Genomic DNA, 12,334 nt, shown 5'->3' on the forward strand with positions numbered 1-12,334 from the left:
TGTCCATCCCGATGCTTTTGTGTTAGTATCATTGCAAATGACTGTCATTATTATTGGCGCAGGCGTAACAGGAGTTGAGCTTGCCCGAAGATTAATCGCAAAAAAGCATAATGTGGTTCTTATTGAACAAAATCAAGAAACCGCCCGCCATGCCGCCAATCGCTTGGACTGTACCGTAACGGAAGCGCGCGGTAACGATCCGAAAGTTTTGACTGAAGCGGCAATCCAACGGGCAGATGCGCTGGTTACCCTTACGGACAGTGACGAACTGAATATGATTATCTGCGGTGTTGCAGAATCTCTTGCCCCCAAGGTGCTGAAAATTGCCCGCGTAAGAAACGAAAACTATGTCGCGTCGCTGAATACCGGAAAAGACCGTACATTGGGTATCGATTTTTTGGTGCATCCCGACCAAGAAGCGGCGCTTGCCATCATCAATGCGGTTGAGCATGGCGCTGTCAGTGATATTATCGCCTTCGAAGATTCTCCATATCAGCTCACCTGTTTTACCATCGGTGCAGGGAGTAAGCTAGACGGGATGACGCTACAGAATATCCGCTCTGTTACTACCGATAGCCCTTTTGTTGTTGTCGCCGTAGAGGATGAAAATAAGACTGCTATTCCTTCGGGTGGTACGATCCTTCATGCCGGTATGCGAATTTCGATTTTGACATTGCCGAATTATATTGAACGGTTTTATGCGCTTGCGGGATTCACGGTTAAACCTATCAAAAAGATTGCACTGGTCGGTATCGGGAAGGTTGGCAAGCGGGTTGCGGCAAGCCTCATCGAAAAGCATTCGTTTGGCATGTTTAAACGTCTGTTCGGACTTCGTTCAAAGCCTCGTTGGGAAGTTGCCATTATCGATAAAGACAGTACCCTTGCAAAACAGGCAGCGGCGGAGTATCCCGAAGCGCGCATCTACAGCGGAGATGTTACCGATGAGGCATTTATAGAAGAGATTGCGCTTAATTCCTTCGATCTCGTTATCAATGCAACGCAAAATTACGAATTGAACATGATTACTTCCGCGTATCTTAAAACACTCGGTATCCCCAAAACCATTGCGCTTGTGCAAAGCTCCGTGATGTCGAACGTAGCATATAAAATCGGCGTGGATGTTGCAATTCCGTTAAAGGACGTTACGGTTGATGTTATTATGAGCCATCTGGGAGGTAAACATCTTACCCGTATCCATACGATGGGCGCAGGTGAACTTGAGATAGTCGAGGTCATTATCTCCGATCAGTCGGAAGCGGTAGAGAAAAGTCTGAAAGATATTGCAATGCCCGGTGTGTTCCTTATACTGCTCATTACGAACGAAACAGGCTGCCGTATCCCCGATGGTAATACCGTCCTTGAAGCGGATGATAAACTCGCCATTATCGTACAAGTTGCACAAAGCGACGAAGTTATTAAGTATTTTGCCGGTAAAAAATGAAATTTTTCCAATGTTTAACCATCATCTTTATGATTCTTTCGATTGTTGCCGGAAGTTTTTTGATTCCGGTTTCCGTTGCTGTTTATATGCATGAATGGAACATGCTGTCGGCATTTTTTATACCGATGGCAGTTTTGTGGACAATAACACTTCTTCTATTTATCAAGACGAAGCGGCAACCGATCCGGCTTACCGTGCGAGAGGGAATCCTTTTGGTAAGCGCCGCATGGCTCGGCGCAGGCTTATTGGGTGCGGTTCCGTTTATGCTTTCGGGATTTGTGCCGCACTTTAGCGATGCGTTTTTTGAATCGGTTTCCGGATTTACGACAACCGGCGCAAGCGCCTTACAGAATATCGAAAGCTACCCGATGGCGTTGCGCGTATGGCGTACGCAAATGCACTGGCTCGGCGGTATGGGGATTGTTGCGTTAACCGTGGCGTTGTTCCCGTTGCTCGGCGTCGGCGGTTTTCAGCTGATAAAAAGCGAGACGAGCGGCCCGGACAAGGGAAAGGTTACTGCAAAGATCACCCATACGGCAAAAGCGCTCTGGTTTATTTACTTGGGGATGACGGTTTTGCAAATTATCCTCTTATGTATTGCAGGAATGCCGTTTTTAGAAGCAATGTGCCATAGTTTTTCTACGCTCGGTACCGGAGGCTTTTCAACCCAAAACACCAGTATCGGGTATTATAACTCGGCAGCTATTGAAATTATCTGTACGGTGTTTATGTTTTTGGCAGGCGTGAATTTCAGCCTCTACTTTCACCTTTTTACCGGAAAACCCGAAGAATTTTTTAGAAATTCCGAATTGCGGGCGTATATCCGTATCGCTTTTTGTGCAGGAGTCGGTGTGGCGTTAGTGCTTGTGCCGATTTACGGCATAGCAGCCGCTTTTCGTCACAGCTTTTTTCATGTTGCGTCGATTATGACAACCACCGGATTTTCTACGGTGAATTACTGTGCATGGCCTGCGTTTGCCCAAGCGCTCCTCTTTTTACTGATGTTTGTCGGCGGATGCTCCGGTTCAACGGCAGGCGGTATCAAAGTTATTCGCTGGGTTATTTTACGTAAGCAGGCATTGAACGAAATGCAGCGACTTTTGCATCCGCACGGTGTGTTCAGCATCCAACTGAATCGCCGCCCGGGACGGAAAGACGTTGTATACAGCGTTGCAGGTTTTATATTTGTCTATTTTGTGTGTCTGTTGGTAACATTTTTGGCGGCAGCCTTAACCGGCGCAGACATCCTTACCGGCATAGCAGCTGCGCTTACTTTGGTCGGCAATATCGGCGCTGCATTCGGAAGAATCGGCAGCGGCGGAGATTTTTCATTCTTTCCTCATTGGGCAAAAGTTTTGTTCTCTTTTTCTATGTTGGCAGGCCGCTTGGAGCTTTACACCATTGTTATCTTATGCGTACCCGCCTTTTGGCGCCGGTAAACAGCTAAACAAGTCGGCAGGCTTCCGGTTTTAAAAAGTACGGAGAGATTGAAATAGTATCGTCTTACGGGGACTAAGATTCTCGCTATTTGTCAGCATCTTTTAAAAGGCTTCAGAGCAAACGCATCAGATTTCTTGGTGCATTGCCCGCAGAATACAGAGGCTGTTCAACCAGAGTTGAATCGCTCTGCGATTCAAATGGTCTCACAGCCTTTGTATTCTGCGATATTGCTTCTATTCATCTGATGCGTTTGCCTCTTTTAGAATAAAGTGCGTGAAATTTTGGATAAAATTTCACGCAGAAGGAAGGAAATGCATCAGACGTTTTTATACCCCCACAGAATAATAGAGGCTGTTCAGCCTTTTCTTTTTGAAATTAGGAATCATCCGCGGCTTGTCTATTATCGAATTTATGGATATACTACCCGTGTATGTTAAATGCAGTCTTTAAATGCGAGGTAGTAGAAAAATAATGATATCTGATACAAATGCACGTGTGCAAGGCAAGATTCTTTACGAGGATGAAAATCATAAGTTTATCTGGCTGGGCGGTGAAACAAAATACCGGAAAGGGGCAGTACAGACCATGCAGTATCTAATCATCGATAACGGCCGTGGGATTTTACTGGATCCGGGCGGGGTACATCTTTTTTCTCAGGTAGTAACTGCTGTCAGTAGATTTATATCGGTAGATAAAATCGACATTATCTTTTTTTCTCATCAAGACCCTGACGTTTCTTCGGGTATCGCCCTGTGGCTGGGTATTACGCAGGCACAGATTTATATTTCGTCCCTTTGGCTCCGTTTTATGCCTCATTTCGGTATTGTGGATGTTTCGCGTATGACCGGTATCCCCGATAAGGGTATGAGCATTTCCTTGCCTTCCGGCAATAAGCTACGCTGTGTGCCTTCCCACTTTATGCATTCGCCGGGGCACTTTTCACTTTTTGACGAATGTTCTCGTATTTTGTTCAGCGGTGATATCGGCGCTGCCGTATTTGAAAAAGAGGAAGATGAAACACTTTTTATCGATGACTTTCAAAAGCATATCCCGTTGATTGAAGGCTTTCATGTCAGGTATATGGCTGCTAATAAGGTTGTTAAGCGCTGGGTTGAAGTAGTACGGCTATTGAACCCTTCTATTATTGCGCCGCAACACGGAGCCGTTTATACTGATGATAAGGTAGAGCTTTTCTTAAATTGGCTTTCGAATCTGCAATGCGGTATTGATTATCTTGATCGATTATTTTAAGGAACAGTTCTATGGTAGATGAACAGGCAGCCATTGAAAATTTCTCCGATTTAGTAGATAAAATTGTTGTTAAATACAATAAAGGCGTCGTATTAGACTATGTAACGCAGCATTCGTTTCAAATTATCAAAAGTTCAATGGAACAGCTGGAAGAACGATTTGAAACTATTATTTCAATATTTGAAGAAATTCAAAAAGAGAGTAGCTCTTCTGCTACGAATGCAATTCGTGTCGACGATTTGTTGGATGCGGCGCTCGGCGGAAGAAAAGTGCTGCAAAAAGAAATTCATAATCGACTTGATGAAATTGATGAAGCGGCAACCACGGCACAAACAACAGCAGCCTCATTCGAAACGCTCAAAGAACATACCGGCGAAGTTAAAGCGATGGTTTCCGATATTCAAGATATTTCGATAAAAACCGGTATTCTGGCTATTAATGCTTCAATTGAAGCCGCTCATGCAGGTAAGGCTGGCGACGGTTTTAGAATTATCGCCAATGAGGTACGAAATCTTTCAACCCAAACCGGCACCTTTGCGAAAATGATTGAGACAAAAATGGCTGAATTGCAGTCATCGGTAAACGATATCAATAATAATATGTCGCTTTTTATTTCGCTGTTTTCAAAGTTTCAAAAATCTTTTACCGGTATTCTTGCCAATTATGATAAAAATTCGGAAACCTTAGATGCGGCAGGCTGTTCGTTGGCGGAAATATCTTCTTCGATTAAAGAACAAGATACCAGTATCCACGAAGGTTTTAACTCGCTGAAAGCGATCAATGAGTTCTTAAAAGAAACGAGCACTATATTGGAAGTGGTACAAACCAGTCATCGACATTTGGGTTCATTATTACAGAAAAAAGAATAGCCGAAAGAATTTCCGCTTCATTTTTCAAAAATTCTATTTTTGCAGATAGAAGAGTAACAGGGTTTGAAACGACAGCCCCCCGCGACAATGTCTGCATTTGTGTTCCGAACTTTTCAATATATGTCTGCTCAAATATCATCGCTTGGTTTTCTGCGAGTGTTATTAGGTTTTCTTTATGAGAATATATCCTAGATATCCCAATTCACTGTGAAGTGTACTAAACGTTGTTGTATATCCATAGCTGGCGGCATAAAAGTTCACACACCAGTATTCTTCTGTTCCGCCCGATACGGACGCCGGTTGTACATCGTTATCGCCTACAGCGATATTGTCTTTCTTAAAGGTACGTTTAGTAGGAGATATTCTGTCATCCCTCTGTGGAATTCCCTTTGAAACTGAGTTTACGATAAGCTGAGCCGGATCGGTAACAGGTGTACCGTAGTCTTGTAAACGGAAGCGGACAGAAGCATCGGAAGGATATGTTGTAATTAACGGGCGGGTAGAGATTTGATTTGTCATTAAGCGATAGTATTTTTTTGTATTTTCCAAATACTCTACTGCTGTAAACGGGTTGTCACTATTATACCGGTCGATTTGGCTTCTATCATTTTCGCAGTCATTCTTCCGTTCATAAATACGATAGTAAATTTCGGTTCCTTTAATATATCCTGCGGCTCCCGTTGCATTCGCAGTATCAGCGGTATTGAATTCACAATACCGCTGACTTAAATCTTCAAGATTACTGGGATCATGCTCTGAACGCTGCGGTTTTTCAAGATAGATTAAATTCGGAATACCGCAGGTTGTCATAAACAGGCTGCAGAGACAACAAAAAAGAAAAGTATATCGCTGGTATAAAAGTTGCAACAGCCGCATCACCCCCAACAGTATTTTCCTCTATTGAATGGAAAGAGCAATAATCCGCGATTTTGCAAGCAATGCCCAATCGTTATCGGGATACAACTCCGTAAGTTTTGTATATGCTTCAATTGCTTTATCCGAATGAGCGAGGCTTTCTTCAAGCCGTCCAATGTTAAACAATGCCCGCGGTTTAAGCGGAAAGTCGTCATAAGAGCCTGACAAGGTATACAGTTCCAACGCTTTATCGTGTTGCTGTAATTCATCGGCACAGGCTGCCGCATTAAAATAAGCAATACCGGCAGTGTAAGATTTTGGCTGCGCCTCTCCTGCTTTTTGGTAAAAGGTGAGCGCTTTTTCCCAATCTTTCCGGAGTACATAGATTTCTCCGAGCGTTGTATAGGCTCTAAATGCAGCGTATGAGCGACCGTTTGCTGTAGCTTGCTTTTCAAGTTTTTCGACAAGCGCATCTTCCTTAGCTGTCATATCTTCGGCGTTTTTATTTCGTAAATCCGTCCATTCAGAGATTATTGTCTCCGTTTCTATAGATGCTTTTTTTGCGGCACGTGTAGTGAGCGATGATGCAATCAAAGCGATTGCGACAACGGCACAAACAGCTCCCAGTATAACGACGATCGGTTTCCGATTCTGAGTTAAAAACTGCCCACAGCGTTCTGAAAAAGAAAGCGTCTGATCATTTTGTTCTGCCATATATGTCTCCCGTTAATTTTTTATGTTTAGTTCTTTCATCAACCGTGAAAGATATGTCCTTTGAATTTTCAGTATCGAAGCCGCCGCGGTTTGATTTCCGCCGGTTTTCTCCAGTACTGTTCGGATATATGTCCGTTTAAATACGTCCGTTGCGGTTTTAAGACCGTCAATTTCTCCGGTCAACACCGCTGTAGCAGAGCGGGGAAATAAATATTCAGCGGTAACGAGCGGCGGATATCCGTTTAAGCATCCGTATTCGACGCTGTTTTTTAGTTCCCGTATATTCTCCTTCCATTCCGCTTGCTGCAATGCCTCGTGAGCATCTGCCGAAAAACCGGTAAACGGTTTCCGCATTTCCTGTGCTGCCTGACGCAAAAAAAACTGCGCAAGCGCTTCAATGTCTTCTTTGCGCTGCCGTAACGGCGGTATATACAGCGGCAGTACATTTAATTTGCCGTACAGCTCCGATAGGAAGTCTCCTTCGCGGGTTAAGCGTTCGATGTCGCGGGATGTTGAGGCTATTAACCGTATGTTTCCGCCGCTTTGCTCAAGCTGTAAAATCTTGTCCAAAAGCCTCTTTTGCAGTGAAAGCGGAATGACCGCCGCCTCATCAAGGAACAAGGTACCGCCTTCGGCTTGTTTAAAACAGCTTTCATCTGAGCCATCGATAACGGCCGTATCATCCGCAGCAGCGCCGAATAAGCGGTGGGCAAGCAACTGGTCTGACGGCTCAGTACAATTCACACGAATAAAGGGATGATCTGCACGGCAGCTGTGAATATGCAGCTGCTTTGCAACTGACGCTTTTCCTACTCCATTTTCACCTATAATAAGTATCGGTATATCGGACGATGCAAGCTGCTTACAGAGCTCAAATTTCTCTCGCATTACCGGACTGGACGCTATAAAAGGCGTTTTTTCCGTTGCGTATTCTGTTATTTGCTCCCTGTGTTTTACAGCATCCGCATAGAAACGGTATGCACACGAAGTACGGTAAACCGGTGCGGCATATCCCGCTACAAGGCTCAATAACGAAAGGTCGGATTCTAAAAAATTTCCTCCGTCTCTTTTATTCACTGCTTCAAGAACACCGATACGAGTATCCTCTATACACAGCGGTACTGCGATAAATCCCGACGCCGCATAGGGAGTTCCATCCATACCGTTGGATGTAAAGCGGCTTTCTGCATCGGGGGTATTCATTCTTAACGGTTCGTTTTGTCGTAACACCCATGCCGCTGCTGCCGGTAATTCTTTTTTTGCGTCAAAGCAATAAAAAGTATCATCACATATATACGCAACCGTTTGAGCTTTTTGTAACGTTTCGTCCGTTAAAAAAAGAGAAGCAGCGGTACTGCCCACTGCTTGCATACTCGAACGGAGAATAATTTCGAGCAATACATCCCCCGAAGCCGAAGCGCCATCGGTGAACAAGGGAGTATTGATGAGAGCAGCTATTTTTTCGGGTAAAATATGACCTAAAATATACATACGCTGCTCTCACAGCAAAACTATTCCGATGCTTTATTCTTCATGAGATCACCCAACGTAAAGGCACCCTCGCCGTCTTCCTGTTTTGTAGACATATAGCGGGAAAGCTCTTCCTGTTGGAGACGTTTCTTATAGTCGCGTATTGAAAAAGCCGTTTTCTTATCCTTAACGTTGACATCAAGAACAGCCGCCTTTACCTTATCGCCGACAGCATATTTCTTTAATACTTCGTCGGGATTATCTTCGCGGTTTTCTACGAGGTTTTGCTTGTGGATAAGACCTTCGATGCCGCCGGGAACTTTTACGAATATTCCAAAGTCGGTTACCGAAGTAACTTCACCTTCAACGAGTGAGCCGGGCTTATATGCTTCCGCGAAGGTCTTCCACGGATCATCGCTTAATTGCTTTACACCGAGGCGGACTCGGTGCTCTGCCGGATTGCATTCGATAACGATTACTTCAAGCTCTTGACCTACTTCAAGCTCACTATTCGGATGACGTACCCGTTTTGTCCATGAAAGATCATCAACATGCAAAAAGCCGTCGATTCCTTCTTCAAGCTCGATAAACGCACCGGCATTGGTCAGTTTCACCACTTTACGGGTTAAACGGGTCCCGACAGGATATCGTTCGCCGATATTATCCCACGGATTTGCCGTTACCTGCTTTAAGCCGAGTGAAACACGTCCTGCCTGAATATCATAGCCGAGGATCATACATTCGACTTCATCGCCGATTTTAACCATATCGCTCGGTTTGCTTACTTTTTTTACCCAGCTGAATTCGCTGATGTGTACGAGACCTTCGATACCTTCGGATAATTCTACAAAGGCGCCGAAGTCGGTAATCTTTGTAACATGACCCTTTACGATATCGTTCACTTGGAATTTATCTTCAAATTCAAGCCACGGATCGGGAGTAAAATGCTTTAATGAAAGATTGATGCGCTTTTCGGCCGGATCAAGTCTGATAACTTTCAAATCGATTTCTTGACCTTTTTTCACAAAATCTTTCGGTCGGGTAACATGTCCCCAGCTCATATCATTGATATGGAGCAAGCCGTCGAAGCCGCCGAGATCGATAAAAGCGCCGAAGCTGGTAAAACTTTTTACCGTTCCTTTTACAACGTCACCGATGTTGGTATTTTCAAAAAACGCTTCACGGTTTTTTTCCAGCGTATCTTCAAGATATTTTCTTCTATTAACTACAATATTGTCTCTGTTTCCCTTGCGGTCAAAGACCATCTTTTCAATATAGAAAGTTCCCTTTTCGCCTAACAGGGATTCAGGTTTATCCACTTTCTGCGCGGCAGCCTGACTGATCGGCAGGAATGCAATCATATTTGCGCCAAGCTCAACATCGTATCCGCTTTTGTTCACAAGCTTCTTGATGACGCCCGTTACCGGAGTTTTATCCCGGTACGCATTTTGTAGTTTCTTGCGTAAAACGGTTCGGTCTGCTTTCTGCTTGGAAATAATCAGCTTACCGTCTGTTGCTTCGGTTTTTTCGATATATACCTGTACGGTATCACCGATCTGAGGCTCTTCGGTAAATTCTTCGCGTGCGACACGCCCTTCCGATTTACCGCCAACGTCAATAAAAACCGAATCATCGGTTATCGCAATAATACGGCCTTCTTTTAATGTTCCGACTTCAGGAGATTCAAAATTTAAATACTCCTCTGGTAATTGTGTTTGGATGCTCTGATCGGAATTTATAACCGCATCCATTGCCACTTCCTTTTGTTCCATAAATAACCCTTTATCGTGTATTTTGTCTTTTATTTTCTCACAAACCTGCATTATCGTCAAGTCCGATGTATCCAAATAGAAAGCATCTTGCGCAATTTTTAAACTGCCCTCTTTTTTATTCCGGTCGATAGCATCCCGCTCTTCAATGCTTTTCCGTATTTCGGCTTCCGAGAGATTGCTGGTGCCTTGCCCAAAGCGGCGCCGTGCGCGTGCCTCTGCGGAAGCGTCGAGGTACACCTTGCATTCGGCATCGGGGAATACCACGGTGGTCATATCCCTGCCTTCGCAGACGATGTTCAATTTTGCTGCAGCGGCTCGAATCTTTTCGTTGATGAGATGCCGAATGGGAACAATCGCAGAGAGAGCTGCGACAACTGATTCCACAGCATCGCTGCGGAGATATGCTTCCACGCAGCGACCGTCTAAATACATTCCGTCCCGCTTATATTCAAGTGATACGGTTTTTGCAAAGTCCGTCCACTTTGTTTCATTTCCCAAATCCGGTTTTTCCGCGCCGGTGCCGCTTTCATCCCCACCTAATGAACGAAGCACTGCGAGGGTGAGCGCACGGTAAAAGCTGCCGGTGTTCATAAAGGTAAAGCCGAAATCAGCTGCAAGCATCTTTGCAACGGTGCTTTTTCCCGAGCCTGCAGGACCGTCTATCGCAATAATCATTTTTTACCGCCTTTCAAAGATGCCGAAACATCTTTCAATAATAGCTTGGTTTCCGTTCTGCTCGGCAGGTGTTTCAGACGCACCGGCATTTCGGCACAGTTCTGCGATACCGGAGAAACAGTGGCTCCGCTTGACAGGCAATTCTCACAGGCGCTGTCAGGCAACTTGACCTCGCCGGTGCTTTCGGAAGTAGATTCAATAAAAAGCCCCCATTCGATGCCTTTCTTTTCTGCATAGCCGTATTGCTGCTGTATTTTCTTAGGTTCGGGGAACACTTCTACGCGGCATCCGTATTGTTCCAGATACCTCGCCGCGGCGCTATTCCGGCGGATGGAGTTGCCTTTCTCGTAAAACACGATTGCATCGATAAAACCGGCTGCTTTGGAGCCGATGCCGAGCTGCTCCAATCCTGCGAGGAGACGGTCGAGCCCGATCGAAGCGCCGACCCCGCTCACCGTATCCTTCATATAAAGCCCCGTTAGATTGTCGTAGCGGCCGCCGGAGCAAACAGAGCCGAGCTGCGGAAGGTCGGTTAAAAAAGTTTCGTATACGATACCGGTGTAATAATCAAGGCCGCGTGTAATGGAGGGGTCGAGTATGAAGCTTTCCGCGATACCTGCGTCGCATAGGAGCTGATATACGTCCCGCAACCGGCCGGTATCGGGGGCAGCGCCTCCTGCAAGCGCTTCTATGTGCGCAAGGATTGTTTCAAAATCGGTGCCTGCCGAAAGGCCGCTGCTGTATTGCACGATTTTTTCAGCCTTTTCAGCTCCGGCAATTTCTGCGAGTTGTTCAATTACTGCTTCCTTACCGATTTTTGCCAATTTATCGACAATGCGGAGAATGTCTTCACTGTTATCCTTTAGCTCCAGCCTGTCCAAAAACCGGTTGAATATGCCGCGGTGCGAAATATGAATACGGAAGTTTGTAACGCCGAGCGCTTTAAGGGCGTTATACATGACTTTCAAAATTTCAAAATCGGTATAGGCACAGTCCGACCCGACACTGTCAAAATCACATTGAATAAACTCGCGGTAACGCCCCGCCTGCGGTTTTTCGCCGCGCCAGACTTTTGCAATATGATATCGTTTAAATGGAAAATATAATTCGTTATAGTGCTCCGCAATAAAGCGGGCAAAGGGAACGGTCAAGTCAAAACGGAGCGCAATGTCTCGTCCGCCGTTATCGTTAAAACGGAATACTTGCTTTTCGGTTTCTCCGTTGCTTTTGCGCAACAGCACTTCCGAATATTCCAAAGCAGGGGTGTCGATGGGCACAAACCCTGCATTTCTAAATACATTGGTAACGGTTTCAATTAAAAGAGAGCGCTGTATTTCGTCGCGCGGTAAAAAATCTCTAAATCCTTTAAGAACTTTCGGTTGTATCAATTCGCTCATTTTTTCAGTATAGCGAAACTTTACGGTTAATACTACCCGCTATCATTGTAACTTCATTGATTTAGACAAAAATTAGTTTCTCCGGTAAATCGCAAGAGTGTCCTTGTATTCTCTCCTCTTTGCGTCTATAATAGCGCCATGCAAAGCCGAATTGTAGGATTATCTCGTTATCACTTTTCTCGGAAAAGCCGCAAAGCACTTGACACGTGCAAAATTTCCGGCACAATTCTGCACTCTGCACTCTGCACTCAGCATAATGTAGCATCCGATAACTTTCTCACTCAAAAGCGGATAGACCTTCCGCTGTATTCTACGCCGCTTCCCTGTGCGCTCAAAAAACATACTTCTGCAAAAAACAATTCCATATACCGGCACTCGTTTACCGTTTTTTCAAGCGGCGACCGGCTGCAATGCCGTCATTTTTCCGCACTATCCCTATTTGCTCATAGC

The 12,334-nt window shown here is 45.1% G+C and carries 9 protein-coding genes; 4 read left to right on the forward strand and 5 right to left on the reverse strand.

Annotation, left to right across the window (positions count from 1 at the left end; translation table 11 throughout):
* Positions 1-37: 37 nt before the first annotated feature.
* The 4 genes from trkA to ABK01_RS09690 all read left to right on the forward strand — a co-directional run bounded on the left by trkA (position 38) and on the right by ABK01_RS09690 (position 5,001).
* Positions 38-1,441 carry a Trk system potassium transporter TrkA gene (gene trkA, locus ABK01_RS09675; RefSeq protein WP_371922045.1) on the forward strand — a complete coding sequence of 468 codons (1,404 nt, stop codon included), beginning with the start codon at positions 38-40 and terminating at the stop codon, positions 1,439-1,441.
* Positions 1,438-2,880: a TrkH family potassium uptake protein gene (locus ABK01_RS09680; protein WP_253675484.1), complete on the forward strand. Its 1,443-nt coding sequence runs from the start codon at positions 1,438-1,440 to the stop codon at positions 2,878-2,880. The genes trkA and ABK01_RS09680 overlap by 4 nt, the downstream gene beginning before the upstream one ends.
* A gap of 472 nt (positions 2,881-3,352) precedes the next feature.
* The gene (locus ABK01_RS09685) at positions 3,353-4,132 is read left to right on the forward strand and encodes an oxygen-binding di-iron domain-containing protein (RefSeq protein ID WP_253675485.1); all 780 of its coding nucleotides are present in this window, start codon (positions 3,353-3,355) and stop codon (positions 4,130-4,132) included.
* Positions 4,133-4,143: 11 nt separating this feature from the next.
* Positions 4,144-5,001, forward strand: coding sequence for a methyl-accepting chemotaxis protein (locus ABK01_RS09690; protein ID WP_212565258.1), 858 nt, complete (start codon positions 4,144-4,146; stop codon positions 4,999-5,001).
* 162 nt (positions 5,002-5,163) lie between these two features.
* On the opposite strand, the gene ABK01_RS09695 is transcribed toward ABK01_RS09690, so the two are convergent.
* The 5 genes from ABK01_RS09695 to hisS all read right to left on the reverse strand — a co-directional run bounded on the left by ABK01_RS09695 (position 5,164) and on the right by hisS (position 11,884).
* Positions 5,164-5,811, reverse strand: coding sequence for a hypothetical protein (locus ABK01_RS09695; protein WP_230974399.1), 648 nt, complete (start codon positions 5,809-5,811; stop codon positions 5,164-5,166).
* Between the two features lie 87 nt (positions 5,812-5,898).
* Positions 5,899-6,570, reverse strand: a complete 672-nt coding sequence (locus tag ABK01_RS09700; protein ID WP_253675486.1) for a tetratricopeptide repeat protein — start codon at positions 6,568-6,570, stop codon at positions 5,899-5,901.
* A gap of 12 nt (positions 6,571-6,582) precedes the next feature.
* Complete coding sequence (locus tag ABK01_RS09705; protein WP_253675487.1) at positions 6,583-8,061, reverse strand: sigma 54-interacting transcriptional regulator; 1,479 nt, start codon at positions 8,059-8,061, stop codon at positions 6,583-6,585.
* Between the two features lie 20 nt (positions 8,062-8,081).
* The gene (gene rpsA / locus ABK01_RS09710) at positions 8,082-10,487 is read right to left on the reverse strand and encodes a 30S ribosomal protein S1 (RefSeq protein ID WP_253675488.1); all 2,406 of its coding nucleotides are present in this window, start codon (positions 10,485-10,487) and stop codon (positions 8,082-8,084) included.
* A complete protein-coding gene (hisS, locus tag ABK01_RS09715) occupies positions 10,484-11,884 on the reverse strand; it encodes a histidine--tRNA ligase (RefSeq protein WP_253675489.1) in 1,401 nt (466 codons plus the stop codon). The genes rpsA and hisS overlap by 4 nt, the downstream gene beginning before the upstream one ends.
* Positions 11,885-12,334: the final 450 nt, after the last annotated feature.

The organism is Treponema sp. OMZ 305, from assembly GCF_024181325.1.
Classification (GTDB): Bacteria; Spirochaetota; Spirochaetia; order Treponematales; family Treponemataceae; genus Treponema.